This is a genomic window from Kribbella sancticallisti (assembly GCF_039530625.1).
Classification (GTDB): Bacteria; Actinomycetota; Actinomycetes; order Propionibacteriales; family Kribbellaceae; genus Kribbella; species Kribbella sancticallisti.
The window spans coordinates 204,362-227,713 of the sequence record NZ_BAAAOS010000006.1 but is presented as its reverse complement, the minus strand read 5'-3'; the positions used below and the strand labels follow the sequence as shown (position 1 = coordinate 227,713).

The following is a 23,352-nucleotide window of genomic DNA, read 5'->3' as shown; positions in this document are numbered from 1 at the left end:
CGGGTGTCGAGCAGGCGCGAAGGCCGAGCCGCAGATCAGGTCTGCGGTTGAGAGATGTTGACCATCCAGCCGATGCCGAACTGGTCGACCAGCATGCCGAACTCGTCGCCCCACATCTGCTTCTCCAGGGGCACCGCCACGGTGCCGCCCGCGGACAGCTTCTCGAAGTACCCGCGAAGCTCGTCGCTGTCGTCGCCGCTCAGGCTGATCGTGACGTTCTCGCCCGGGTTGTAGGGCATGCCTTCCGGTGTGTCCGAGCCCATCAGCGTGTAGCCGCTGGGGCTCTCGAGCTGGCCGTGCATGATCTTGTCGGCGTCCGGCGAGTCCGCGCCGTACTCCCCGAAGGTGTTCATCGCCAGCTCGCCGCCGAACACCTCCTTGTAGAACTCCAGCGCTTGCCGCGCCTGCCCGTTGAAGCTGATGTAGGGGTTGAGTCGAGACGCCATCAGTTCGCTCCTTGCCCGAGACATTGCCTGTTGGATCGCACAGTAGACCCGGCCCCGGACAGTTTCGACAGCTCGAACCCGTCGTTTTGGCCGCGAACTCGTCGCGGTCTCGTGGGGTGATCGGCTGGTCCCGGCGCGTCGGCAAATCAGCGGCGCCGGGCGCCGGCGACGGCTAGGGTTCGGCCCATGATTCTGCGGCACGTGACGTTCGACAGCGCCCGGCCCTACGAGCTGGCCACCTTCTGGAGCAAGGTCACCGGCTGGCCGGTCTCCGACAGCGGCGAGCCCGGCGACGACGAAGTACTGGTCGAGGCGCCCGCTCCCGTCCCCGGGATGCTGTTCATCGCGGTCCCCGACGCCAAGACGGTCAAGAACCGCGTCCACATCGACTGGCAGCCAACCGACCACACCCGCGACGAGGAGGTAGACCGCATCCTCACCCTCGGCGCCACCATCCACGAGGACCACCGCCGCCCGGACGGCCGCGGCTGGGTAACCCTCCTCGACCCGGAAGGCAACGAGTTCTGCATCGAACGAAGCCAATCCGAAGTCACCAGCTGACCTGCTTCGCCAACTCACGCCGTGACTGCGCCCCACTGACCGTCTCCAGAACCAAACCACAACTTTCTGTGGGTTTTGATCATCGTGCCCTGCAGAAGGTGTTCCGGGGCGGGATGTGCTGGGGGCGGTTGTCATGGGTGGGACCAAGTGGGCTGGGCTGGTTGTGGGGATGGCGGTGTTCGTCGGGGTGGCGGGGGTTGGCCCGGCCGGTACTGCGGTCGCCGCGGATCCGGTGAGTCCGGGGATCGCGGTGGCGCCGGATCTTCCTGAGTTGGAGTTCGCGCAGTTCGATCCCGCCGGGAGCAACGTGGTCCCGGCGACCGCGGCACCGGCGACCGACATCAAGAGTGCGCCGGCCAAGACGTTCGCCGCGGCGGTTGCTGCAGGCACCTATACGTGTCCCGGCTTCAGCACTGTCGACGACAAGACTCCGCTCGAGTATCTCTACAAGGACACCTACGCGTGGGGGCCCTACGCGCCGTACCAGGTCGGCAACGGCAGTGGAAACATCAACTGGCGGCTGAACCCGTACAAGAACCCCAGTTGGTACATGTGGTTCCACTCGCTCCGCTGGCTCGGCCAAGGGATCATGGTCGCCAGCCAGGGCGGTACGACGGCGATGAACCGCGTGACCACGATCGTCCGCGACTGGGTCCGCGACAACCCGTACTCGTGGAAGGCCGACGTCGGCGCCTACGAGGCCACCATGCACCGGACGAACGTGCTCATCTGCGTCCGCCAGGCGGTGATCTCCGGGCTGCGCGTGACCACCCTGCCCGCGGCGTACGCCTGGCTCGACACCGCGCTCATCCAGCACGCGGCGTTCCTGATCAACAACTGGAGCGGCGCCTGGAACCACGGCACGGACGAGAGCATCGCCCTGTTCGGGATCGGCTGCACGCTGAACCGCACCGACTACAAGAACCTGGCCCAGCAGCGGCTCGCCGCCGGCATCACCACCTCGATCGACGCGCAGGGCTCGACCAACGAGCAGTCGACGGCGTACGCGCAGTTCAACTACAACCTCTGGGGCCGCGCGGTCACGGTCCTGGAGCAGTGCGGCGCGTCCGCGGGCTCGACCATCAACACCCGGCGCGCCCTGATGGCGAAGTGGCTCGCGCTCGCCACCGACTCCCTCGGCAACCTGCACCAGATCGGCGACTCAGAGGTCGTGAGGACCAACCCCGTCGCCGGCACCCCCACCGAGTACGCCGGTACGCGGTCCGCGAGTGGCACCGTCCCGCCGGCCAAGATCGGCATCTACTCGGCCGGCTACGTGTTCGGCCGGACCGGTTGGGGCCAGACGCGCGCCTTCGAGCAGGAGTCGGCGTACAGCATCCGGTACGGCCCGTCCCGCGCCTTGCACGGGCACAGCGACCACACGGCCATCACCTACACTTCACGCGGCCGGCCGATCCTGATCGACGGCGGCCACGCCGGCTACCAGAACGACGTGTGGCGCACCTGGGCCAAGGGCCAGTTCGCCCACAGCGCCATGACGACACCGCTGTCGGCGGAGAAGTATCCGGCCACGAAGCTCAACCGCTCGGTCGGTACGGCGAACTCGGAGTTCTACGAGTTCTCCGACGTTCCGGCCACCGGCATCAGCCGCGTGCGCGGAGTACTGGTGCTCAAGGATCCGGACCTGATCGTGACGCTCGACCGGGCCTCCTCGAAGACGGCCCAGCAGTTCCAGACGTTGTGGCACCTGCCGTCGGACCAGAAGGCGACGGTGTACTCGCGGACCACTGCAATCGGCGCGAAGGCCGGCGACACGTCCCGGACGATCCTGTTCCAGATCCCTTACCGACAGGCACTTCCGGCCGGCGCGATCCTGATCAAGCAGGCACAGACCAAGCCGATCCAGGGTTGGCATTACCCGAACATCTTCACCCGCAGGTCCGCGCCGACCCTGATGTTCGCCCGATCGGGGTACTCCGCGTCGATCCTGTCCGTGATCGCGCCGGTGCACGCGACCGGATCCGTGCTCTACAAGGGCCGCTGGTCAGGCACCACGTACGTCATCGACCTGACCGTCGGCGGGGTGAAGACCTCGTTCGGGATCACCGCGGCCGGCTCTTTGTACCGGGTCTCGTAGGAACCATCTGCGGTGGGGCTTGCTTCGCCACACCCCCAAGGCGATCTGACTCACGACCGTTCTCCCCAACCCCCGGCGGCGCCCTCTACTGGTCCTCCTAGGAGCCAGTCGTCCATGAGGCGAAGGAGCCGGCGGGTCATGCGGGCCTGGTCGGCCCTGGAGCGGTGGCGGGCGTAGTTGGGCCAGCCGTAGAGGAGGATGCCGAGCTCCGCGGCGAGCACCGCGCGGCGCAGTACGGCGGAGTCGACGCTCCGGAGTACGGCGTACTCGTGGAGCATTTCGTCGTACGGGAGGTCCGCGCCGTCGGCGTCGGCGCGGGACCAGAGGAAGGCGAGATCACCGGCAGGACTCCCGACGGTTGCCGCCTGCCAGTCTGCCCAGACGAACTGATCGCCCTCGCGCAGCAGGTTGTCCACGTGGCAGTCGCCGTGGACGAAACAGTCCGGGGGTTTTGAGTACGCCGCTGCAAGGGCCGCCGAGTCCTCGAAGACAGCACCAAGCCGGGAGCCCGCCTCGGTGCGCGACCAGTAGTCCTCCGCGAGCCCGACCGGCGGCTCCTCGAGAGCCTGCAGGAGCCAGGACTCGTGCCGCCAAGCCTCCCCTTCCGGCACCGCGGCCGAATGCAAGGCGGCCAACTGCCTCGTCACCTCCAGCCAGTCTGCCCGCTTCCACTCACCCGCCGGAGCCGCCGGCGTATGGGCGGACAGCAACAGCGCTGTGAACTCGTCCACCTCGCCGTACCGAAGCAACTTGGGTGTCGCGACCGGGACCCGCTCAGCCAAGGTCAGGTAGAAGTCCAACTCCCGCCGCCCGACCCCGACCTTCAGTACCGCATCCCGCCCGTTTGCCCGAACGCGATACACCCCCGCCCCCGACGCCGACCCGTCGAGCGCGCGCTCGATCTCGATCCGCCAGCCCAAGGCACGCAGTACGTCCATAGGGCAGTCCTAACGGACGCCACCGACAACCCGTTTTCGGTAACGAAACTGGATCGGACCACATTCGGGGCAACAAAACAGGCCCCTGTGCCCATCTATGTCAGTAGAGACGCAGCGCCCAGCGACTCTGACCTGGGGGTGGGGCGGGAACCTCTCCGCCCCTTCCGGACAAGTACCGGGGGAAAGCCACTACAACACCAGTCCACGGGCCCCGCCTGGCCTCTTTACTGGTCTAGACCTGAACTGTCAAGACCAGGGCACAAGAAGTGAGGACAGACGATGCCCAGCCACCGCCGACGGCCGACGCGCCGCCAGTTGCTGCCCCTGCTCGCAGCCGCGTTCGTCATCGCGACCATCGTGGTGACCAGCTCGGTCGTCTCTCAGCAGACCGCGTGGGGTCCGGACGCGAAGGTGCAGCGGGCGGCTGCCGAAGGCAAGGTCACACCCGCTCCCGCCAAGCAGGCGACCACCCGCGCGCCGCAGAAGAAGTACGCCTGTCCCGGCTTCAGCGGGATCGAGCGGACGAACCCGGTCAGCCAGCTCTACCAGGACTCCTTTGCCTGGAGCATCTACCCGCCGTACCAGGTCGGCAACGGCAAGGGCGACGTCAACTGGCGGTCGAACCCGCACAAGGCGCCCAGTTGGTACATGTGGCTGCACTCGCTGCGCTGGCTCGGTCAGGGCGTCCACGCGGCCGCGGGAGGTGACCGGAAGGCGATGGCGCGGGTCACCACCCTCGTGCACGACTGGGTGAAGGACAACCCGTTCTCCTGGAAGTCCGACGTCGGCGCCTGGGAGTCGACGATGCACCGCACCAACGTGCTCATCTGCACCCGCCAGGCCATACTCTCCGGCCTGAAGGTGACGCGTCTGCCGAAGAACTACGCGTGGCTCGACAAATCGCTGCTGGATCACGCGAAGTTCCTGGAGGCCAACTGGAGCGGCGGGTGGAACCACGGCACCGACGAGAGCATCGCGTTGTTCGGCATCGGCTGCACGCTCGGGCGCGAGGACCTCAAGAAGCTCGCCCAGCAGCGTCTCGCCACCGGGATCACCTCGTCGATCGACAAGCAGGGCTCAACGAACGAGCAGTCGGTGGGATACGCCCAGTTCAACTACAACCTCTGGGGCCGCGCCATCAAGGTCCTGAAGGAGTGCGGCGCCGACCCCGGTACCACGATCACCGCCCGCCGGACGCTGCTCGCGAACTGGCTCGCGCTCGCCACCGACTCGTTCGGCAGGCTCCACCAACTCGGCGACTCCGAACTGCACAAGACCTACCTGGACCCCGGTACGCCGCTCGAGTACGCCGCGTCGCTCGGCACACGCGGGATCCGGCCGACCCAGCGAGTGGGGATCTTCGACGCCGGCTACGTGTTCGGGCGTACTGGTTGGGGCGAGACCCGGCCGTTCACGCAGGAGTCGACGTACAGCATCCGGTACGGACCGGCGCGCGCTCTGCACGGGCAGGACGACCACATGTCGATCACCTACACCTCCCACGGCCGCCCGATCCTGATCGATGGCGGGCACGCGGGGTACCAGTTCGACAAGTGGCGCAATTGGGTGAAGAGCGAGGCCGCGCACAACGTCCTGTCCAGCCCGGTAATGGCCGGCCGCCAGACCCCGACCAAGCTGAACCGCGCGGAGGTCCAGGCGAATTCGGAGTTCTACGAACTCTCGGACGAGCCGGCGCCGGGGATGACGCGGCGGCGCGCAGTACTGGTGCTGAAGAATCCGGACCTGATCGTGACGCTGGATCGCGCTACATCCCAGCAGAACGAGCCGTTCCAGACCCAGTGGCACCTGCCATCGGATCAGAAGGCCACGGTCTCCTCGCCCAACACGGTTGTCGCGCAGAAGCCCGGCGAGAAGGTGAAGACGGTCCTGCTGCAGATCCCCTATCAGCAGAAACTGCCGTCCAACGCGACCAAGGTCGTGCACGGCCAGGCGGATCCAGTACAAGGCTGGCACTACCCGAAGGCAACAGTCCGGGTCGCCGCCCCGGTGGTGACCTTCAACCGCGAGGGCCGCTCGGCAACCATCCTCTCCCTCATCATCCCCGCCGCCTCGAACGCAACAGTCACCCACAAGGTCCGCTGGCAAGGCTCCACCCAGTTGATCGACCTCACCATCGGCACCGTCCGAACCACCATCGGCATCACCCCCGACGGCACGCTGACCCGCGTGAAGTAACGCGGCCGAACCGCGGAATCAGCCACCCGTCAGCCGGTGAACATCTGCCGGCACTCCTCAAGCCCGGTCACGCGAACAGGCGGGCGCTCCACCCCTCGCCACTTCTCCACGGTCAGCCGCAGTCGGTCTGACACCAGCACCTCATCTCCTCGAGCGTCCCGCGAGATCCCATCAGGCTCATACCCAAGCTTCCGCGACACCCCCTGAGACGCATGGTTGTCCTGAAACACCTCAGTCAGCGCGGCTTCCGCCCCCAAATGATCAAAGGCCAACCCCAGCAACCCAACCCGCGCCTCAGTCCCAAGTCCGACCCCCTGAAACCGAAGCCCAAGCCACGACGACGTGACGACCTCCCGAACCACCGGAAAATCCCGAGCGCGCAGGCTCACCATCCCCAGCGGTTCATCATCGGCACCGAACACCCCCATCCCCAGTCCCCAAGACCGCACATCCCACCCGGCAAGCTGCCCCCAGTGCCCCCGCAGTACGGACTGAGCGCGATCGAGCGCGCTTCCCTCAGTCCACGGCGTCAGAAACGGCCGCTCTCCCGGAGCATGCACACCGTCCCCCGCAAGACGCGCCAACTCCCCCAACTCCTCATCGGTCGGCAGGCGCAAAGTCACCCGCTGAGTCGAAACAGCCAAGCCATACACAGGCCAAACGTCACTAAGCACCCGTGCAGTCTGACCCTCCACCTCTTTCCTGTCAGCCCATTTGCCGGCGACACCTCTCGCCCGTGCTCATGGACGAGCGAGACGGGTTCGTAGCGCGGGAGGGCCTGGTCCTCGCCGTGTTCGTCCGATCGACGCCTTACAGGTCATCTGCCCGCAACGATCCGCGGTGTGTGGGGTCCGGCCGGCTGTGGAACCATGCGTTCATGACGAAGGGGTTCCGCTGCAAGCACTTCTCGATCGGTCTGCCGGACGCCGCTGAGGACCAATCCCTCACAGCCCTCTTCAGGCATGTCGCTGACACTCTGGCCCAGGACGACCCCATCACCATGGACGACATGATCGCGATCGGCTTCGAGACCGAACTGGGCGACGATGCTGTAGATCGCGGCGTGTTCACCATCGTGTTCGCCGACTCGGACTCCAAGACCGCCACACCTGCGCCGTCCCCCTGATGGCTGGGGAACAGGTGCCGGGCGGCTGTTGACCTCTTCCCGTCCCTTAGCCTCGGTCAAGCCGGCGCGACTGATGCTCCGGACTTGTTCGTACCGTTGCCTGTTCGGCGCGCCGATGCTGTCTGCCGTCTACCGGCCGGAGTGTTGGTCGTGGTTCGAGCCCGCCCGGTCTAACGGCAGAGCCGGTCGATCGTGTCATCGAAACGCGGAAACTCCGTCCGCGCGGCGGTGATCACATCCGCCGTCGACTGCTGTTCCGATGCCGCGTAACGCTGCGCAAGCCTCGTCAACCTGGCATCGGCCTGGGGCTCATGCTCATGCTCTGGATACCTGCTCGCTTCGAACGGGCCGAATCCTGATGCGAGGAGCCACAGATAGGAGTTCAGATCGCGAGCCACGACTCCCGTCTCGCCTTCAGACCCAAGGAAGACGACCGGTTGATGACCGAGCGGCTCTCCTTCGCGGACACGCCAAAAGGCCGCCATGCCGCCCGTACCATCCCGCCCGAACAGGAGGAACTCCGCTCCGTCGAGCGACGCGTTACCCGTCCAAGCCCGCCACCACTCGGCGGTTTCAGAGGCGCTGATGAACTCGGCAAACGGCTCGAAATCAATGCCTGCACCGCTCCTGTAGTCGAAGCCCTCCTGATGGGCCTCGACCAACACAGCAGGCAACGTGCGGTTGTCGTCGATCATCCCAAGAACTCTAGCGGTGCGGCGTCGCAAGCCCGCGTCGTGCGCCGCGCCGCCGCCGGGTGGCAAGGACTCCAAGACGGACCATTCCGGACGCCGGCTGACCGCCTCCACCCACTCCATCACAAGACTCCCAACTCCACGCACGAGTTGAACAACTTATGGCAACGAGCCGACCACGGCGGGCCCGTAGCCCGGGCGAGAGATTAGGTCCTGACCTGGGGTTTTGGGTTGAGCCGCCTGCCGGAATCGAGTCGTCGACCTTTCTCATCACGAATCCGTTGCCCTGAGCCCCAACTATGCCATCACCTCCGACCCTGAGCAGTCGCTGTCCGCGTTCGGGGTCTGGTACTGGGTAGGGTCAGGTCACGAGGTGACGGTGATGATCGATCTCAAAGCGGAAATGTTGGCGGTTTTGCATGGCAGTCGGGCAGTGATGCTCACCAAGCTGGACGGGTTGTCGGAGTATGACCGGCGTCGCCCGTTGACTCCGACAGGCACGAACCTGCTCGGCTTGGTCAAGCATCTGGCTGGTCTGGAATACGGCTATCTCGGTGAGTCGTTCGGCCGCCCTCCGATCGAACGGCCGTCATGGTTCCGAGATGACCCGTACTCCGAGATCGACCTGTGGGCCACACCTGATGAGTCGAGTGATTACATCACCGGCGTCTACCGGCAGGCCTGTGCTCATGCCGACGTCACCCTCGCCGAGCTCGAGCTGGACAGCCCAGGTCGCGTGGCGCATTGGGCCGAGGGCCACCAGGAGACAACGTTAGGCATTCTGTTGATCAGGATGATCGGCGAAACTTCGCAGCACGCCGGGCACGCCGACATCATCCGCGAACTGATCGATGGCCGGGCTGCCGGCGATGCGGCATCCGTCGCTGCACACTCGACGCCCTGGCGCGACACGAGAAGCACAGTTCAAGAGGCTGCTGACTACTTCCGCGCACCAGCAATAATCGCCACATCTGCACCGCCCACGGACAGCTAAGACCTTGACCTCCGTCGCACCGTCTGCCGTTCAGCCCACTGGCAGCACGGTCGAACTGAAGCGGGATGCGCCATTCCCGGTCGCCGTCGGGCTGGATTGCGAGATCCTGACCGTAGATCGGCGTCCGGATCAGGCCCTGATCACCATCTCAACGCTCACGCCTTGGGGTGTTTCAACCGAGGATGGCCGATCACAGTTCACGGTCTTCGCCCGGCAGTTGAAGCAAGACGCAGCCTCTCTTCATAGCCGCGGGCGTTGAAGTTTGCTCCGGGCCTTCTGAGAGTTCGTCCTGCAAGGTCCGAATGGTCGTCTGGCGTGGGGATTCTTCCTGCTCGCCCACCAGAAACCCACAAGCTGCCCTGCTGGGTCGTGAGAGGGTCAGGTGGTGACCGCAACGCCACCGATCGAGAACGTCCGGGTCCTCCACCGGACGGGTCAATGGTGCCCAGGCCGCCAGATCGGAGAGGTTGTCGCCTACGACGTGCGGATCCTGCCCGAGTATCAGGTGCTTGGACGGCCGACGATCGATCGCAGCTACCTGTTGCTCGACCAGGGCGTCCAGTTGACCAGGCCCGCTGTATTCGAGGGCCCGGTAGAAGGTTGGTGGTATGTCGATCTGGTCGAGATCGAACTCACCGAAGCCGGACTTGTCGTCCATGACCTCTACGTTGACTTCCTCGTACCGCCCGGTGCTGATCGCTACCACGTCCTGGATCTCGACGAGCTCGCCGATGCCCTCAGCCAGGGACAGCTCACACCCACCGAGTGCGCCACCGTCCTCAGCAGAACGCAACGCTTCATCGACCGGCACCTGCGCGCTGCCGAGAAGGGTTCCGTTGATCCTCCGCATCGGTTTCCACCGGAGAGCATCGCCGAACTAGAACCGCTTTCTTGCTTCCTTGAATGATCCCTGCGATGTGCGGCTCGATCGACTTGAGAAGTTGGCGGACTCCAGCGACGTCCGCCGTACGAGTCTGACCGCTTCACCCGCGACCGTGAGAGCAGAGTGACCGTATATGAAGGACTATCCGCTCCTCGATGTGCGCGTCAGCACCCCGACGCTCGAGCTGCGCAGCGCCACAGACGAGCTGCTGGATCAGCTCGCGGATGTCGTGCGCGCGGGTATGACCCATGCCGATCCCGCACCGTAGGACGACCCGATGTCGTTCTACGAGACCGATCCTGACCTGCGGGTCGCCACCTGGCTCAACCGGTGGCGACTCACCCGAGACGTCTGGGAACAGCGCCGCAGGGACGACATCCAGATCCACAACCTCGAGGCCTGTCACGCCCTCCTGCCCTTGTCCTGACGTCATCAGACGGTGAGGGTGACCTCGATCGCGAGTGTCCGCAATACGGCAGATCAGTGCGTTGCTCCGACACGTGGACACTTCTAGCCTGTCGCACATCAGTTGGCAGAGAGATGTATCGCTGCGGCGGCGGCCGATGATCTCCGCGAACAGGGGGCAAGGCGCCTGCGCGGGGGCCGAACGGCGGAGCTCCCGTGGAAACTTTTGCCGCCGGCTGTCGTATCCACCGGACGCCGTTCGTAGCGTAGATGGAGGCGGATATAGGGTCCGCTCGAGCAGAAGGAGCAGCCATGCCCGAGTACCTCATCTACTTCAACCAACAGTGGGTGGGAGACCACTCCGAGGAGTGGTTCCGCGGGCGCGGGCCACGCGCCATGGCGGTCGTGAACGAGATGAAGGCGGCCGGCGCGTACGTCTTTGCCGGGGGACTGGAGGAGGAGGACGGCCCGATCTACAACGCCGACCCCACCAGTGGCGACGTGTTGATCACCGACGGACCATACATCGAGACCAAGGAGTTTCTGGGCGGGTTCGCTCTGGTGGACGTGGCCGATGACGAGGCCGCCAAGATGTGGGCGGGCAAGATCGCGGAGGCATGCGGCTGGCCACATGAGGTTCGCCGCTTCAAGCCGCAGCCTCAGGCCGAGTAACTCCATCGCCATGTTCCTCACCCCAATGGTGAGGAACATGGCGCGGCTCTCTTACGCGTAGGTGGCGGCGGTGTTGACCATGCGCTGCTGGAGAGCACCGAACTCGAGCCGTTCGCCGGTCCACACGACCAACTCGCCGTCGAGAACGCAGTCGGCGGTCCAGCTTCGCGTCGAGCGCCCTGTGGACATCGGGGAATTTGTCGCACAGATCGGTTCCGTCGCGCGATCAAAGGCGGAGGGCCCGTTGCGGCGAACGACCGCACACCGGCTTCTCGTCAGACCTCGTAGCGCAGAAGGACCACGCCATTGTCGAATGAGGTGGCCTCGACCAGCTTCAGATTCCGTCGATCTTCGAACAGGTGCGTTCCCTTGCCGCGGGACGACGGGCAGACCAGCATCCGGACTTCGTCGACGACGCCGGCGTCCAGCAATGAGCGCATGAGTGTCAAGCTCCCCCACAACCAGATGTCCTTGCCGCTCTGCTCCTTGAACTCCCGGACGGTAGCGGCCGGGTCGCGCGTCACGGTCGCGGCCGGAAAGTCACCCCACGGCGCGTCCTGCAGCGTCGACGAGGCGACGAACTTGGCGAGATTGTTGAGCTTCCTGCCGTACTCGCCCTGCTCGTCGGCGTACGGCCAGGCGTCCTTGGACTGGTTGTAGGTGTTGGCGCCCAGAATCATCGTGTCGACCGAGTCGATGAAGCCCATCAGGCTGTTCTTGAAGGGGTCGTCAGTGATTTGGTCGTCGAACGGTTCCCCCGACACGAAGCTGAGGCCAGCGTCCTCCTCCGCGGCGATGTTGTCGACGGTGACCCACTGCTGAACTATGAGTTTTCGCATGGCTGTCCTTCCGCTACGTGGCGATGGTGCGGCCAGGCCGGCCACATCCACCCCTGAGACGGAGCCGCCACGCCGGTCTCGACATCCCGGCCACATCTTGTCGAGAAAATTCGGCGGAGATGCTGGAGCACGAACCACGCTTCCTGTTGCCCTCTAGTACGGGACTCGAGCAGGGGCAGCCGGCCGCGAAAGCCTCTCGTCGAACCTGTTAGGTGGCGTCGAGCCAGGCGGCATGAAAGGTCCGGTAGTCCGGGAAGCGAGTCGTGGTCGCCTCCTGGAGGACGGCGTACTGGGCGTCGGTACCGCGGAACGGCTCGCGTTCGAGCGTCCCGTCCGACAGGAAGGTCAGCGCGGTCCGAGCCATCACGAACGCGGTACTGCGGGTGTCGATGGGCGCCCCCAGGGAGAACTGCTCAGGTGCCATCAGCCGGGAGGCACCGAACATGCGGCCGATGGTGTTGCGGTACGGACTCGGCTCGTAGCTGTCGAGGTCGACGACGGTCAGCCGGCGTTCGGCGAAGTCGTAGAGCAGGGCGCCGTCGTAGAAGTCGCCCTCGACCCAGCCCATGGCGTCCAATTGCGCGTGCAGGTCGTACAGCCGGTCGAGTGCCTCGGTGATCTCGGCGGGGGCCAGCCGCTTGAACCGCTGGTGGGCGCTCGCCGGGTCGGTGCGGTCCGTACCGAGGTGCTCGCCGGTCCGCCACTCGTACACGAGCAGTGGGCCGACCGGCGACTCGGTGATGCCGTGGAACGCCGGCAACAGGTCGTGTCGCACGTCCTCGGCGAGGCGCGCGGCGTTGCGCAGGAGGGCGACCCTGCCTTCGAAATCCAGGACAGGTTCGGTGTTAGCCGGGTCGCCGGCTGTCTTGACGAAGTACGTGTGCCGGCCAACGGTCACGCCGTACGACACGTTGCCCGAATCCTGGGTGGAGATGTCGAACGTCGCGAAGATCTCGCCGACGCGGTCGAGGTACTGGACCGGATGCTCATCGATCGAGGATGGGAGCATGACGCGACGGTAACCCGTCCGGCGGACCGCCGCGAGCCCTTTAGGCCAACAGAACCCGGCGCCCTACTCACGGCGTCCTCGACCCAGCTACACGACACGTAGCGGGTTGACGGATTGTCGTTATCTGGAGAGTTTGCCGACGCTCCGGAGGCGCCAATGGTCGCTGCCGTCAACTCATTGACTCTGGCGGCGGCGATCACCCGATTAGTCCGTGCACTCTGCCCACAGGCCCGAAGCATGCAGGCTAGGCATCCAAATGCTTGTACTCATCGGTCCGACAATGCCACGAACTAACTAGACAGGATGCCGACCCCATTCATGACGCATCACGATCGTGGCCGGCTGCGTGCGGCCCGGTCCCCTTCGTTTGGCTTCGGTGTTCTAACCCTCCAGCCGCTCCCGGAGCGCAACCCGCAGCGCCTGCGCCTCGGTCGTCGACATCCCTTCGACGAACCTCGCCAGGGTTCGGGCGCTGTCACAACTGCCGTCGAGGGCCCGGCACATCATTCGGGCACTCTCTTCCTCCCTGGTCAACGCCGGCCGGCCCTGGACCTGGCGTAGCTCCCCGCGGACTTCTTCCGCCGCGGTCGCCCGACGCTCGATTTGTCTGAACACTGTGGTCCCCACTCTGACTGTCGTCCGATCGGGTGGGCACCAACTGCCCACCCCATCGTCGCGCTGCTACTTGGCGCCAAACGCCTTGCGCAGAACGTGAATCGCCTGCTCCACCGCACCGGTCACAGCGGCGGTCTCGCGCAACGGGTTGAGCATCATGAAGTCGTGGATGGTGCCGTTGTAGCGGACGCTCGTGGTCCGCACCCCGGCTTCGGTGAGCTTGCGGGCGTACGCCTCACCCTCATCCCGCAGTACGTCGTTCTCGTCGACGATCAGAAACGCCTCCGGCAGCCCGGCAAGCTCCTCCAGGTCGGCCCTCAGCGGTGAGGCGGTTACCTCGGCGCGCCGATCGTGGTCCGGCAGGTAGGCGTCCCAGAACCAGGCCATCCCCTTAGCGGTCAGGAACGGCCCATCTGCGAACTCGCGGTAGCTGTCGGTGTCCATGCCGGCATCCGTCACCGGGTAGTACAGCGACTGATGTACGAAGCTGACGTCGCCGCGGCGCTTGGCCAGGATTGCGACCGCCGCGGTCATGTTGCCGCCAACGGAGTCGCCCGCGACCGCGAGACGGCTCGCGTCGAGGCCTTCGTCCCGACCGTGGCCGGTGATCCACCGCGCGGTGGCGTACGCCTGCTCGATCGCGACCGGGTACCGCGCCTCCGGCGACCGGTCGTACTCGACGAACACGACCGCGGCACCGACGCCGACGGACAGCTCGCGGACCAGCCGGTCGTGAGTTCCCGCGTTGCCGAGGACCCAGCCGCCGCCATGTACGTACAAGATGGCGGGCAGCGGACCATCCGCACCGACCGGCTTGACGATCCGGACCCGGACGTCACCGACCTCGGCCGGCACGGTGATCCACTTTTCGTCGACGGCAGGCTTGTCGATCGGGGCCGCCTGGATGTCGTCCAATACCTTCCGGGCGCCATCCGGCCCCAGCTGGTAGAGGAACGGGGGCTTTGAAGTCGCATCGGCGATCTCCTGCGCCGCGGCCTCGAGGATGTGCTTCGTCACTGTTCATTTCCTTCCGTCAGGGGTCTCGCTCGACGCCACGACGTTGTGAAGGCCGCCCTGCAGCGGGACCGCGTTTGCTGTACAGACAAGGTCCGGACGGACCGGCCCGGTGTGACGGCAGACGAGAAATTCGCCGCGTCTTCGAGGGACCAGCGCGGCACGCGAAGTCGCCGGCATGTGCGGTTCAGGCGACGGGTGTCGCCAGGGCGGCTCGCAGTCGGCGGCGGCTGGTGACGTGCGGTTTCGCGAACACTTTCCTCAGGTGCCACTCCACCGTGTGGCGGCTGAGGTAAAGCTCGGCTCCGATCTCGACATTGGTCCTTCCATCTGCGGCGAGCCGGGCGATATGCAACTCCTGCGCGGTGAGCTGACGAACACGAGAGCCTTGACGTTCGGAAGCCCGGTGGCAGCGTTGGTGATCACGAAGCCGCCGTACGAGTGGCCTGCCCGCACGACCGGTCCCGTCAACGTTTGCAGGAAGGTGCGTACCGACGCCGCGTCACGCGCGCGGCCAACCTGGCAGGCGCTTTCGAGGCTCGTTCGCGCTGGGCCACCGTCCGGCAGCGCGGTCATGATCCACTCCGGCGGCTCACTGTGGCGGCCGCCCGGCGGTTGCGCCGGCAGGGATACGACGTCCGCCTGGCCGACGCGCTGGCCGTCGTACGGCGGCCAGCGGACCAGTCCGGGCTCGCTACCGAGCGCGGCGGGTTGGGGATGGCGCGGACCGTGTACCCGCCGTCCTGCAGTCGCTCGGTCACGCCGTTCCAGCTCGAGGCGTCCGCCCATGATCCGTTTACCAGCACGATGGCCGGCTTCGCACCGCGCTGTTCGCTGGCAGCGCTCTGCACCGGGTTGAAGCTCGCCAGGGCGAGCGCAGCGGCGGTGAGCAGGAACGCCACGGTGCGCCCGAGTCGTTGGGGCAACGAGCCAGGGGTGGTCAGGGGAATCGTCATGGATCTTGTTCCGTGCGATGGACGGCCGACCGCGTACCGGTCGGCTCATCAAGTACGTCCGAGCACCGCCTCGCGATGTGACAGCACGCCCCGGATGTCACACCGCATCGCCCTGCCCGGTCCTAGTGGGTGACTCGGCCGGACCGGCGTACATCCGCCAACGGTGAAATGCAATTGATCGGGACTCGTTCCCGGAAGGAGGCCTCGGGCATGACGGACAACGAGGTAGTCCGCAATCTCCAGGGAATGGATGAGCTCGACTTCAAAGGATGGAACCACGCCGACTGGCATGGCGTGTTCGCCGACCAGCACACCGACGACGTAGTGGTGGAAGTCAAAGGGCAACCGACCACACGGGGTATCCAGGAGCACATCGAGGCTATGGAGGCACTGGTCGAATCCACTGGTGGCACGCCGATCCAGGTCGCGTCCCACCCGATCAGGTTCGGCTCCGGAGAGTGGACCTGCGTGGTCGGCGAGTTCGAAGGCGGCGGCCGGATGGTGACCATCGCGAAATGGCGCGACGGCGCAATCGCCGAGGAGTACATCTGGCTTTAGCCTCCAGCCCAGAAGACCGAACGCCGAACCACGTGGGCCGCCACTACGAGATCGTTCATGGCCGGCGCCGGGCGCAACTCGGCGAGCTGTCCTCGCTGCGACCGCTTCCCCGACATCGTCACCACGGCCGTCGCACAAATCCCCGAGCGATCGCGACCTGGCTCGTTGACTGAACTCGTTGGAGAAGTGCGGACCTTGCTAGCACCACCGGTCGCGGTCCCCGAGCGGTGGGATCAGGTTTGTGCGTCGGTCCACCTTGAGTGTGTCGAGTATCCGTTCCGCAGCACGTATGAGGGTGCCTACACCGGCGGCGACCCGACCCCGCGCAGCTTCCCAGGATGCCAGGTGCCCGACCCGGAGCGCACCGGCCCGAGCGGCTTCAGCCGCTGCTTCATCAACGCGACACAAAACCAGTCAGCAGGCGCGTACCTGGGTAACTGCTACCGGGGCCAGCGCATGCTGGCCAACGACCCATTCCAGATAAAGTTCGTGTAGTGACCGATTCGGCCTACCAGATCGAGGTCTCCTACCACCAGTTTCTTCTGGTGGTAGGAGACGCCAGCCCTATTCTCGATCCCGCCACCGTCGGCCCGGTGCTGGCGCTCGATCCACAGGTGCGGGGCGCGGTGATCGTCCGCACCGGCTGTGCTGACGGACCGGTCAACGTGACCGTTCGGGTCGCGGAGGAACCGCTACAAGATCTGGCAGCCGCCAGCACTGGGTGGGAGGTCGGCGAGCAGCTCGCTATCCCTGTTGAGGACGAGCTCTATCTCGCCCCACTCATGGGGGAGAACCCGGCGTACCCGGTCTACACGCCACGCAGTCCGGGTCTGCACCTGATTCGCGTCCTCTCACGCGGACGCACCACTCATCACGATGTAGTCGTGTGGGAACCCAGCGAAGACTACGAGGTCACGATCGCGCCTGTTCGCTCGGATCCGGGCCGCCAGACGATCAGTGACGACGGCCTGTACCGCACCTGACGTCAGCCGGTCGGCCGATGGCTCATTCCCCAAGGCCTCCGCAGCCAACGTTAGAGGGCCCGCCTCACCCGGTGTCCTCCGTCGGGGTGAGGCGCGACGATCGTCCGCCAGGTGACGTGCGACAGACGGAAACGTGTTGCGCCAAATCCGAGCGTTCGCTGTCGACCGTTGCCTGCGAGGGAATCAGAACTTGAGGGGTTCCCAAGCGGCCGAGTTGCGCCATTCGGGTAAGTCGAATGCCCAGCCGGTCAGCAGAGCGTGAGCTGCACGCATGTCGCGCACGACTGTCCCGTAGTGCTCCTCGGGTCTGCCGTCGCGGTATTCGACTACGTACGAGCCATCTTCGTTGCGCGAGGTCTGCACGTACGTCTGCCCCGAATCGTCGCGCAGGGAGGCAACGATGAGATACGTACCCTCGCCTGCCTCGATGTCTTCCACCATCATGAAGAGGGCATCCTCGGACGGATCGTCGATCACGTCGCCCGACTCTGCCGTCGCTCGGATGACCGGCGCATCGTTCATACCGCATGTTTGCACACGCATCCGCTCATCAGCAGATCCGTGCGTTGGCTGGCGCTTTCAAGTGGGTCGCCAGACATCTAGCCTGTCGCAGATCAGCTGACGGGAGATGTGTCGCGGATCTGTTGTCGGAGCACAGCCCGCCTTACCCGGCGCTGACGACGATGCGCCTGGTCGCCGGCGTGCCGGTACACGTCGTCGCCGAACAACTGGGGCACGCAGACCCTACGATCACCCTCCGGATCTACACGCATGTAATCCGCCGACACGCGGCAGGTATAGCCGACATCTTCGCAACGGCTGCGGATCAACTCGCCCCCGGTGGACGAGGACGACGAGGATGACGGCCCGGAGGCCTCCGCGCTGGTGCCCCGCTAGCAAGAGCGTTAGCAAATCCGGTCCCGTGAGCGTGCCGAGCAAGACGAAACCCCAGGTCATCTGTGCGCTGACCTGGGGTTTCGTGTTGAGCCGCCTGTCGGAATCGAACCGACGACCTTCTCATTACGAGTCCGTTGCCCTGAGCCCCAACTACGCCACGACCCCCGACCCTGAGCAGTGATCGTGCTCAGTGGCCGGGGGTCGTTGACGGCTGTTGAGGGCCTTTCGGGGGCACCTCGGGGGCACGACCTCCTAGCAGGTCTCCTCCACCACGAGCAGAGACCTACGCTGGTCGTCTTTGAACTCACCCGCGCGAAAATCGGTGTAGCCATCAGCAGGGACGCTTTTGTCATCCAGGTAGGGACGGATCATCGCTATGAATCCCTCCCTGTGGTCCGGGAGTACATCGCGGATCTCGTCCTGGTAGGCGCGCAGGACCCGAACCTGCGGGTCGTGAATCAGGCGTTCGATGCGTTTCCAGGGCAGTTCTCCACCTCGAATATGCCAACGAACGCCAAACTCATCCGTGTACTTGCCGGACCCGATCGGTTGGCACCACTCGATCGCCTGCCCTGCTGGCGCCGGGATCGCGGTGACTACCTCGTCCACCATGCCAGCAAAGGTCTGGTGGGGGTCAGGATTCCGTTCGCGTCCCATCTCCCCATCATCACCCCAACCGGACGCAGTGGTCTCGCCCGCACATAGCTGGACCTTGGCGTCTTCCCGTCTGCCGTTCAGCCCACGCGTAGCGCGATCAGGACTGGGCTGAGCGGCAGGCGGGAAGACGCACCCCGACCCACCAGCGAGTAGGCCGACCGATTTGGCCTCGTCATCCCGGAGTCGGGAGGCCCCCGCCGGAGGCAATACCTTGGGCTCTCGTGAAGACACGGCCGCCTCGGTCTGGCTCGGATTGGGAGCTGACCCCAAGGTCGTTCAGCGGATCCTGGGGCACGCCTCGGCGGCCATGACGATGGACCTCTACGGCCACCTGATCGACCAGAACCTCTGGGATGCCGCCCGGAAGATCGGGGGCACCAGGGGGCACGGAGGGAACTGGCGGCCGGAAACGACGAAACCCCCGGGCGAGGAAACTGGCCTCTGACCTGGGGGTTCTTGTGGAGCCGCCTGTCGGAATCGAACCGACGACCTTCTCATTACGAGTGAGACGCTCTGCCGACTGAGCTAAGGCGGCGGTGGCCCTAGGGCCGATGCAAGAGTGTAGCGGGAGGGCGGGCTGATTCCGAATCGGATAGGTGAGGGGGCTCGCCTTCGGCATCGGGTGATTGGCGCCTGCGGCATCGGCGGGCTCGCCTTCGGCGTCGGGGAGGGCCGGGGATGAGGGGGTCAGGTGGGCGGGGTTAGCGACGCCGCCGCCGGCGGCGGCTGCGGCGGCGTAGGTGCGGAAGTCGACTGGTGGGCGGCCGGTTAGGCGGTCGACGGTGTTGGTGGGGGTGGCGTCGCCTAGGACCAACTGGCGGGTGAAGGCCGTGACGGCCTCTTCGGGGGCGTCGGGGTTGGCCGTTCTGTAGTCGTCGGGGGACCCTTTGTAGTGGATGGGGCGGCCGGTAGCCACCGAGATGATGGTGGCGGCGTCTCCGAAGGTGAGGGCTTCGGGGCCGGTGACTTCGTACGTCTGGCCGGCGTGGTTGTCGCCTACGAGGGCCTCGACCGCCACCGCGGCGATGTCCTCGGCGTCGACGAAGGCCTGGCGTTGGTCCGCTAGCGGGATGACGAGTTCGCCGGCCAGGACGGCTGGGAGGAAGAAGCCCTCGTCGAAGTTCTGGTTGAACCAGTGCGCGCGGACGATGCTCCACGCAGTACCGGAGTCGCGGACGAGTTGTTCGGCGGCGAGCAGGCGGTCGTCGCCGATCTCCTCGCCGTTCATCGTGGACAGCAGGACCAGCCGCTCGACGCCGGCCGAGACAGCTTGCTGGACGAAGGCCTCCTCCACCGGTACGCCGTCCGGCGCCATCACGTAGATCGCCGAGACATCGGTCAGGGCGGGACCCCACGTGTCGGGGCGGGACCAGTCGAAGGGGACCTCACCGTGGCGCGAGGCGGCTCGGGTGGGGACGCCGCGTTCCCTGAGCTGACGGGTGACGCGGCGGCCGGTCGAGCCGGTGGAACCGAGAACCAGAACAGTCATCCATCCATCACAACAGACCGCACCGACAGTCCGGGAACCAGCGCGCCGCCGATCGCGTCGAAACGCCGGTCCGGCCGGAAAGAAAGACACCGGGAATAACAACTCCGACAAATGCATTGACGTGAGCAACGGCTACGGGTGAAACTTATCCCCGCAAGCACAACAGACCAAGGAGATCATCGTGTTCGGGAAGCAGAACCTGACGAGGGCGTGGCGCATCGAGCGCGTCGCCATGTCGGCGTGTCTGCGATCCGTCCACGAATACGCCTACACCCAGCGACTCGACGCGAGCCGAGGCCCGAGTCAGGGCGGTCCACCTGAGTGATCTCCAGCAGATCATCAGGAGCCGCCTGAGCCGGGACCCCCGGCCTTGGCGGCTCTTTCTTTTTGTTCCCATGTCGGTGAGCTTCGGAAAGCGAACCGGATTCCAAACCCGTGTTGCGAGGGTTCAACTCCTTCCACCGATGCTTTATCGCTATTCACGAGTAGCGATTCGATCAATTGACAACTGGATATGCCATTGCAATACCCCGGCGCTCGTCACAGAGCGCCGGGGAGCGCGAGCTGTAGGCCAGCGGCCAGGCCACCTCATTTGGGATGAGGGGAACGGGAGTTCGAGTCTCCCCAGCTCGACCGGGCGCCCGCAGCATGCTCAGCTACCGGCCGAGCGGGCGCCAAAACCAGGTCGGCACCGCGGCAACCAGGCGAGGGTCTGCGTCCTGCCGCTGCCGGCCACGCACGCGCCCTGCGCCGGAAATCCGCAGTCCATCCGGCGCAGGGCCGGTGAACGCCCGTGGCTCAACTGGAGAGAGCACCTGCCTACGAAGCAGGAGGTTGCAGGTTCGAGTCCTGCCGGGCGTGCTGTGTCCGAAGCAGAAGAGGGCGATGCGCCGGGATGTGGCCCCGGAGAAAGCGGGTTCGAGCCCCGCCGGACACCCCAGCACCACCAGCCGGTACTGCGTAATACCGCAGCCGGTGCACACACCCCCGTACTGCGTACTACCCGGACCCGGCGCACACACCTACCACCCCGGTACTGCGCATTACCCGCACCCCGGGCACTGCGTACTACCCGCACCCCGGCGTACGCAGTACGAGATCAAGCGGCTCTGGCCCAATTGGAAGAGGCGTCTGGCTTAGGACCAGAAGGTTCAGGGTTCGAGTCCCTAGAGCCGCACCGAGAGAGCTGACCCGGCAACTATCCGTCGGGCACACTGGAGGAGAGGAGGAACCAAGCATGAGCGGTGTCATAGTGCTCAACGCCTCATATGAGCAGCTCCACGTGGTGTCGATCCAGCACGCCATCCGGATGCTCGTCCGGGAGGTTGCGGTCGTCGAGGAGGCGCACGACGGCGCCAGCTTCGGCCCGTTCCCCCTCCCCCGTGTACTGCGCCTGGTCCGGTACGTCGTGACCAAGTGGCGGTATGCCTCGGGCCGGCTCCAGTACACCCGGGCCGGCGTGCTCAAGCGGGACAGGTTCCGCTGCGCGTACTGCGGCCAGACCGGCGCCACCACGATGGACCACGTCGTACCACGGTCCCGCGGTGGCCGCGGCGAATGGCTGAACGCTGTCGCCGCACACGCGTCCTGCAACGAGAAGAAGGGCTGCCGCACGCCCGAGGAAGCCGGTATGCCGCTGTTGTGGCAGCCGTGGGTCCCCACCCGTGCGGAGCTAGCACTCTGACGCGCCGCCTACCGGTGTCGCGTCAGAGCGGTGCCAGGTGGGCGTCGGCGTCCCACCCTCGGTTCTGACCCGAGGTCCCGCAGGTTCGAGCCCTGCCCTGGCAGCCCGTACTGCGTACTCCCGTGCGCAGCCCGAGGGGATCGCGTCGGCACGCGGGCGACCTTTGCAAGGTCGCCTCACCGGGTTCGACACCCGGGATCTCCACGTAAGCCAGGCAGAGTAAGCCGAGTTTCGGCCTATCGGCAGCCGTCTCGAAAACGGTCTGTCCCTCAACGGGGCGTCAGGGTTCAAGACCCTGCTCTGCCGCAACCAGACAAAGGAGTGGGGAGATGAACGTTCAGTACCCGGTCCCGCTGAGTGGGGCCAAGAGCTCCACTCTGATGTGGGCTCAGGAGCACGAGGTGGGGGCGCAGGCGCTGCAGCAGTTGCGGAACATCGCGGCGCTGCCGTGGGTGCACGGCGTACGGGTGATGCCGGACGTGCACCTGGGCAAGGGTGCGACGGTGGGGTCGGTGATCGCGATGTACCAGGCCGTGTCGCCGGCGGCGGTCGGCGTCGACATCGGGTGTGGCATGGAGGGCGTGCTCACCTCGCTGACGGCGGCGGATCTGCCGGACGACCTGGCGGGGATCCGGTCGCGCATCGAGGCCGCGGTACCGGTTGGTTTCCGGGCGCACGAGTACCCGGTGAGCGTGCGGAAGCTCGGGCTGGACCGCGGGTGGGATCGGTTCTGGGGGTCGTTCTCGAGCCTGCACGACGGGGTGCAGGACCGGGAGAAGAAGGCTCATCAGCAGATGGGTTCGCTGGGTGGCGGCAACCACTTCATCGAGGTCTGCCTCGACGACGAGGACCGGGTCTGGCTGATGCTGCACTCGGGTTCGCGCAACATCGGCAAGGAACTGGCCGAGCGGCACATGCGGATCGCCAAGGCGCTGCCGCACAACGCCGACCTGCCGGACCGCGACCTGGCGGTGTTCCTGACCGGTACTCCGGAGATGGACGCGTACCGGCGCGACCTCACCTGGGCGCAGGAGTACGCCTCGCGGAACCGCGCGGTGATGCTCGCCCTGGTGATGCAGGCGGTGCGGGAGTCCTTCGCCCAGGAGATCACCTTCGAGAAGCCGATCTCGTGCCACCACAACTACGTGGCGGAGGAGACGATCGACGACCTCGACCTGCTCGTCACCCGCAAGGGCGCGATCCGGGCGGGTCTCGGTGACCTGGGGCTGATCCCGGGCTCGATGGGAACCGGCTCGTACGTCGTCCGCGGGCTCGGCTCGGAGCAGTCGTTCTACTCGGCCTCGCACGGGGCAGGCCGACGGATGAGCCGCAACGAGGCGAAGCGCCGGTACACGGTCGACGACCTGATCGCCCAGACCGCCGGGGTCGAGTCCCGCAAGGACGCCGGGGTGCTGGACGAACTACCGGCGGCGTACAAGGACATCGAGTCGGTCATCGCCGCCCAGTCCGACCTGGTCGAGGTAGTCGCCCATCTCAAGCAGGTCATCTGCGTCAAGGGTTGATGCGGTCCGCGGGGCGGTTGGCGTTGCCGGCCGTCCCGCGCATCTTCCTTCATCACTAAGCGTACAAGCGAGAGGCTGGCTGGGCCTGGGTTGTCCACAGCCTCGATCGGTAGGCGG

The 23,352-nt window shown here is 65.9% G+C and carries 27 protein-coding genes, 6 tRNA genes and 1 pseudogene; 19 read left to right on the top strand and 15 right to left on the bottom strand.

What is annotated here, in order from left to right; genetic code table 11:
* Nucleotides 1–35 precede the first annotated feature (35 nt).
* Entirely contained in the window at nucleotides 36–446 is a 411-nt protein-coding gene (locus ABD255_RS03100) for a VOC family protein (RefSeq protein WP_344209463.1), read from the bottom strand.
* Nucleotides 447–632: 186 nt separating this feature from the next.
* Here ABD255_RS03100 and ABD255_RS03095 point away from each other — a divergent pair, with 186 nt between their 5' ends.
* Both ABD255_RS03095 and ABD255_RS03090 read left to right on the top strand, forming a co-directional pair.
* The gene (locus ABD255_RS03095; protein WP_344209462.1) at nucleotides 633–1,007 is read left to right on the top strand and encodes a VOC family protein; all 375 of its coding nucleotides are present in this window, start codon (nucleotides 633–635) and stop codon (nucleotides 1,005–1,007) included.
* A 133-nt stretch (nucleotides 1,008–1,140) separates the two neighbouring features.
* A complete protein-coding gene (locus tag ABD255_RS03090) occupies nucleotides 1,141–3,105 on the top strand; it encodes a heparinase II/III domain-containing protein (protein ID WP_344209460.1) in 1,965 nt (654 codons plus the stop codon).
* 50 nt (nucleotides 3,106–3,155) lie between these two features.
* Here ABD255_RS03090 and ABD255_RS03085 read toward each other — a convergent pair whose 3' ends face one another.
* A complete protein-coding gene (locus ABD255_RS03085) occupies nucleotides 3,156–4,043 on the bottom strand; it encodes an aminoglycoside phosphotransferase family protein (RefSeq protein WP_344209458.1) in 888 nt (295 codons plus the stop codon).
* Nucleotides 4,044–4,322: 279 nt separating this feature from the next.
* On the opposite strand from ABD255_RS03085, the gene ABD255_RS03080 reads away from it, so the two are divergent.
* The gene (locus tag ABD255_RS03080; protein WP_344209456.1) at nucleotides 4,323–6,239 is read left to right on the top strand and encodes a heparinase II/III domain-containing protein; all 1,917 of its coding nucleotides are present in this window, start codon (nucleotides 4,323–4,325) and stop codon (nucleotides 6,237–6,239) included.
* A 29-nt stretch (nucleotides 6,240–6,268) separates the two neighbouring features.
* On the opposite strand, the gene ABD255_RS03075 is transcribed toward ABD255_RS03080, so the two are convergent.
* A complete protein-coding gene (locus ABD255_RS03075) occupies nucleotides 6,269–6,862 on the bottom strand; it encodes a GNAT family N-acetyltransferase (RefSeq protein WP_344209454.1) in 594 nt (197 codons plus the stop codon).
* Between the two features lie 254 nt (nucleotides 6,863–7,116).
* On the opposite strand from ABD255_RS03075, the gene ABD255_RS03070 reads away from it, so the two are divergent.
* Nucleotides 7,117–7,365, top strand: a complete 249-nt coding sequence (locus ABD255_RS03070) for a hypothetical protein (RefSeq protein ID WP_344209452.1) — start codon at nucleotides 7,117–7,119, stop codon at nucleotides 7,363–7,365.
* A gap of 170 nt (nucleotides 7,366–7,535) precedes the next feature.
* On the opposite strand, the gene ABD255_RS03065 is transcribed toward ABD255_RS03070, so the two are convergent.
* Nucleotides 7,536–8,060 carry a hypothetical protein gene (locus ABD255_RS03065; RefSeq protein ID WP_344209451.1) on the bottom strand — a complete coding sequence of 175 codons (525 nt, stop codon included), beginning with the start codon at nucleotides 8,058–8,060 and terminating at the stop codon, nucleotides 7,536–7,538.
* 379 nt (nucleotides 8,061–8,439) lie between these two features.
* On the opposite strand from ABD255_RS03065, the gene ABD255_RS03060 reads away from it, so the two are divergent.
* From ABD255_RS03060 to ABD255_RS03040, 5 genes are all read left to right on the top strand, one after another.
* Nucleotides 8,440–9,051, top strand: a complete 612-nt coding sequence (locus ABD255_RS03060; RefSeq protein ID WP_344209449.1) for a DinB family protein — start codon at nucleotides 8,440–8,442, stop codon at nucleotides 9,049–9,051.
* A gap of 382 nt (nucleotides 9,052–9,433) precedes the next feature.
* The gene (locus tag ABD255_RS44005; protein WP_486336042.1) at nucleotides 9,434–9,958 is read left to right on the top strand and encodes a DUF402 domain-containing protein; all 525 of its coding nucleotides are present in this window, start codon (nucleotides 9,434–9,436) and stop codon (nucleotides 9,956–9,958) included.
* Nucleotides 9,959–10,067: 109 nt separating this feature from the next.
* The gene (locus ABD255_RS03050; protein ID WP_344209445.1) at nucleotides 10,068–10,202 is read left to right on the top strand and encodes a hypothetical protein; all 135 of its coding nucleotides are present in this window, start codon (nucleotides 10,068–10,070) and stop codon (nucleotides 10,200–10,202) included.
* 9 nt (nucleotides 10,203–10,211) lie between these two features.
* On the top strand, nucleotides 10,212–10,361 hold the full coding sequence (locus ABD255_RS03045; RefSeq protein WP_344209443.1) for a hypothetical protein: 150 nt from the start codon (nucleotides 10,212–10,214) through the stop codon (nucleotides 10,359–10,361).
* Between the two features lie 290 nt (nucleotides 10,362–10,651).
* The gene (locus ABD255_RS03040; protein WP_344209441.1) at nucleotides 10,652–11,011 is read left to right on the top strand and encodes a YciI family protein; all 360 of its coding nucleotides are present in this window, start codon (nucleotides 10,652–10,654) and stop codon (nucleotides 11,009–11,011) included.
* 51 nt (nucleotides 11,012–11,062) lie between these two features.
* On the opposite strand, the gene ABD255_RS03035 is transcribed toward ABD255_RS03040, so the two are convergent.
* The 7 genes from ABD255_RS03035 to ABD255_RS03005 all read right to left on the bottom strand — a co-directional run bounded on the left by ABD255_RS03035 (nucleotide 11,063) and on the right by ABD255_RS03005 (nucleotide 15,444).
* Nucleotides 11,063–11,200 carry a hypothetical protein gene (locus tag ABD255_RS03035; RefSeq protein ID WP_344209439.1) on the bottom strand — a complete coding sequence of 46 codons (138 nt, stop codon included), beginning with the start codon at nucleotides 11,198–11,200 and terminating at the stop codon, nucleotides 11,063–11,065.
* An 86-nt stretch (nucleotides 11,201–11,286) separates the two neighbouring features.
* Nucleotides 11,287–11,850 carry a dihydrofolate reductase family protein gene (locus tag ABD255_RS03030; protein WP_344209437.1) on the bottom strand — a complete coding sequence of 188 codons (564 nt, stop codon included), beginning with the start codon at nucleotides 11,848–11,850 and terminating at the stop codon, nucleotides 11,287–11,289.
* 208 nt (nucleotides 11,851–12,058) lie between these two features.
* A complete protein-coding gene (locus ABD255_RS03025) occupies nucleotides 12,059–12,859 on the bottom strand; it encodes a hypothetical protein (RefSeq protein WP_344209435.1) in 801 nt (266 codons plus the stop codon).
* Nucleotides 12,860–13,240: 381 nt separating this feature from the next.
* Entirely contained in the window at nucleotides 13,241–13,474 is a 234-nt protein-coding gene (locus ABD255_RS03020) for a hypothetical protein (protein WP_344209433.1), read from the bottom strand.
* Nucleotides 13,475–13,540: 66 nt separating this feature from the next.
* Nucleotides 13,541–14,491: an alpha/beta hydrolase gene (locus ABD255_RS03015; RefSeq protein WP_344209431.1), complete on the bottom strand. Its 951-nt coding sequence runs from the start codon at nucleotides 14,489–14,491 to the stop codon at nucleotides 13,541–13,543.
* A 184-nt stretch (nucleotides 14,492–14,675) separates the two neighbouring features.
* The gene (locus ABD255_RS03010) at nucleotides 14,676–14,843 is read right to left on the bottom strand and encodes a helix-turn-helix domain-containing protein (protein WP_344209429.1); all 168 of its coding nucleotides are present in this window, start codon (nucleotides 14,841–14,843) and stop codon (nucleotides 14,676–14,678) included.
* A 217-nt stretch (nucleotides 14,844–15,060) separates the two neighbouring features.
* Nucleotides 15,061–15,444, bottom strand: a complete 384-nt coding sequence (locus tag ABD255_RS03005; RefSeq protein ID WP_344209427.1) for a lipase family protein — start codon at nucleotides 15,442–15,444, stop codon at nucleotides 15,061–15,063.
* A 210-nt stretch (nucleotides 15,445–15,654) separates the two neighbouring features.
* Here ABD255_RS03005 and ABD255_RS03000 point away from each other — a divergent pair, with 210 nt between their 5' ends.
* The 3 genes from ABD255_RS03000 to ABD255_RS02990 all read left to right on the top strand — a co-directional run bounded on the left by ABD255_RS03000 (nucleotide 15,655) and on the right by ABD255_RS02990 (nucleotide 16,985).
* Nucleotides 15,655–16,002 (top strand): nuclear transport factor 2 family protein, encoded by a 348-nt coding sequence (locus ABD255_RS03000; RefSeq protein ID WP_344209425.1) that lies wholly within the window; start codon nucleotides 15,655–15,657, stop codon nucleotides 16,000–16,002.
* Between the two features lie 345 nt (nucleotides 16,003–16,347).
* Nucleotides 16,348–16,497, top strand: a complete 150-nt coding sequence (locus ABD255_RS02995) for a hypothetical protein (RefSeq protein WP_344209423.1) — start codon at nucleotides 16,348–16,350, stop codon at nucleotides 16,495–16,497.
* Nucleotides 16,497–16,985, top strand: a complete 489-nt coding sequence (locus ABD255_RS02990; RefSeq protein WP_344209421.1) for a hypothetical protein — start codon at nucleotides 16,497–16,499, stop codon at nucleotides 16,983–16,985. The genes ABD255_RS02995 and ABD255_RS02990 overlap by 1 nt, the downstream gene beginning before the upstream one ends.
* 183 nt (nucleotides 16,986–17,168) lie before the next feature.
* Here ABD255_RS02990 and ABD255_RS02985 read toward each other — a convergent pair whose 3' ends face one another.
* The 4 genes and pseudogenes from ABD255_RS02985 to ABD255_RS43610 all read right to left on the bottom strand — a co-directional run.
* Nucleotides 17,169–17,507, bottom strand: a complete 339-nt coding sequence (locus ABD255_RS02985) for a hypothetical protein (RefSeq protein WP_344209419.1) — start codon at nucleotides 17,505–17,507, stop codon at nucleotides 17,169–17,171.
* Between the two features lie 627 nt (nucleotides 17,508–18,134).
* On the bottom strand, nucleotides 18,135–18,539 hold the full coding sequence (locus tag ABD255_RS02980; RefSeq protein ID WP_344209417.1) for a hypothetical protein: 405 nt from the start codon (nucleotides 18,537–18,539) through the stop codon (nucleotides 18,135–18,137).
* Between the two features lie 459 nt (nucleotides 18,540–18,998).
* Nucleotides 18,999–19,074 (bottom strand) — tRNA-Thr (locus ABD255_RS02975).
* 387 nt (nucleotides 19,075–19,461) lie between these two features.
* Nucleotides 19,462–20,028: pseudogene (locus ABD255_RS43610) on the bottom strand (SDR family oxidoreductase); the annotation flags it as partial.
* Nucleotides 20,029–20,588: 560 nt separating this feature from the next.
* Between ABD255_RS43610 and ABD255_RS02960 the strand changes: the two are divergent.
* The 7 genes from ABD255_RS02960 (at nucleotide 20,589) to ABD255_RS02930 (ending at nucleotide 23,235) form a co-directional block, all read left to right on the top strand.
* A tRNA-Pro gene (locus ABD255_RS02960) sits at nucleotides 20,589–20,661 on the top strand.
* A 154-nt stretch (nucleotides 20,662–20,815) separates the two neighbouring features.
* Nucleotides 20,816–20,889: transfer RNA gene (locus ABD255_RS02955), tRNA-Arg, on the top strand.
* A gap of 2 nt (nucleotides 20,890–20,891) precedes the next feature.
* Nucleotides 20,892–20,968 (top strand) — tRNA-His (locus ABD255_RS02950).
* A gap of 163 nt (nucleotides 20,969–21,131) precedes the next feature.
* A tRNA-Leu gene (locus ABD255_RS02945) sits at nucleotides 21,132–21,205 on the top strand.
* Nucleotides 21,206–21,265: 60 nt separating this feature from the next.
* Nucleotides 21,266–21,712 (top strand): HNH endonuclease, encoded by a 447-nt coding sequence (locus tag ABD255_RS02940; protein ID WP_344209412.1) that lies wholly within the window; start codon nucleotides 21,266–21,268, stop codon nucleotides 21,710–21,712.
* A gap of 213 nt (nucleotides 21,713–21,925) precedes the next feature.
* Nucleotides 21,926–22,018 (top strand) — tRNA-Ser (locus ABD255_RS02935).
* Between the two features lie 23 nt (nucleotides 22,019–22,041).
* Nucleotides 22,042–23,235 (top strand): RtcB family protein, encoded by a 1,194-nt coding sequence (locus tag ABD255_RS02930; RefSeq protein WP_425554365.1) that lies wholly within the window; start codon nucleotides 22,042–22,044, stop codon nucleotides 23,233–23,235.
* The last annotated feature ends 117 nt before the right edge of the window (nucleotides 23,236–23,352 follow it).

Coding starts and splice junctions, on each gene's coding strand:
- ABD255_RS03100 (WP_344209463.1), bottom strand. CDS start 446: ATGGCGTCTCGACTCAACCCCTACATCAGCTTCAACGGGCAGGCGCGG.
- ABD255_RS03095 (WP_344209462.1), top strand. CDS start 633: ATGATTCTGCGGCACGTGACGTTCGACAGCGCCCGGCCCTACGAGCTG.
- ABD255_RS03090 (WP_344209460.1), top strand. CDS start 1,141: ATGGGTGGGACCAAGTGGGCTGGGCTGGTTGTGGGGATGGCGGTGTTC.
- ABD255_RS03085 (WP_344209458.1), bottom strand. CDS start 4,043: ATGGACGTACTGCGTGCCTTGGGCTGGCGGATCGAGATCGAGCGCGCG.
- ABD255_RS03080 (WP_344209456.1), top strand. CDS start 4,323: ATGCCCAGCCACCGCCGACGGCCGACGCGCCGCCAGTTGCTGCCCCTG.
- ABD255_RS03070 (WP_344209452.1), top strand. CDS start 7,117: ATGACGAAGGGGTTCCGCTGCAAGCACTTCTCGATCGGTCTGCCGGAC.
- ABD255_RS03065 (WP_344209451.1), bottom strand. CDS start 8,060: ATGATCGACGACAACCGCACGTTGCCTGCTGTGTTGGTCGAGGCCCAT.
- ABD255_RS03060 (WP_344209449.1), top strand. CDS start 8,440: ATGATCGATCTCAAAGCGGAAATGTTGGCGGTTTTGCATGGCAGTCGG.
- ABD255_RS03050 (WP_344209445.1), top strand. CDS start 10,068: ATGAAGGACTATCCGCTCCTCGATGTGCGCGTCAGCACCCCGACGCTC.
- ABD255_RS03045 (WP_344209443.1), top strand. CDS start 10,212: ATGTCGTTCTACGAGACCGATCCTGACCTGCGGGTCGCCACCTGGCTC.
- ABD255_RS03040 (WP_344209441.1), top strand. CDS start 10,652: ATGCCCGAGTACCTCATCTACTTCAACCAACAGTGGGTGGGAGACCAC.
- ABD255_RS03035 (WP_344209439.1), bottom strand. CDS start 11,200: ATGTCCACAGGGCGCTCGACGCGAAGCTGGACCGCCGACTGCGTTCTC.
- ABD255_RS03030 (WP_344209437.1), bottom strand. CDS start 11,850: ATGCGAAAACTCATAGTTCAGCAGTGGGTCACCGTCGACAACATCGCC.
- ABD255_RS03025 (WP_344209435.1), bottom strand. CDS start 12,859: ATGCTCCCATCCTCGATCGATGAGCATCCGGTCCAGTACCTCGACCGC.
- ABD255_RS03005 (WP_344209427.1), bottom strand. CDS start 15,444: ATGACGATTCCCCTGACCACCCCTGGCTCGTTGCCCCAACGACTCGGG.
- ABD255_RS03000 (WP_344209425.1), top strand. CDS start 15,655: ATGACGGACAACGAGGTAGTCCGCAATCTCCAGGGAATGGATGAGCTC.
- ABD255_RS02985 (WP_344209419.1), bottom strand. CDS start 17,507: ATGAACGATGCGCCGGTCATCCGAGCGACGGCAGAGTCGGGCGACGTG.
- ABD255_RS02980 (WP_344209417.1), bottom strand. CDS start 18,539: ATGGGACGCGAACGGAATCCTGACCCCCACCAGACCTTTGCTGGCATG.
- ABD255_RS02940 (WP_344209412.1), top strand. CDS start 21,266: ATGAGCGGTGTCATAGTGCTCAACGCCTCATATGAGCAGCTCCACGTG.
- ABD255_RS02930 (WP_425554365.1), top strand. CDS start 22,042: ATGAACGTTCAGTACCCGGTCCCGCTGAGTGGGGCCAAGAGCTCCACT.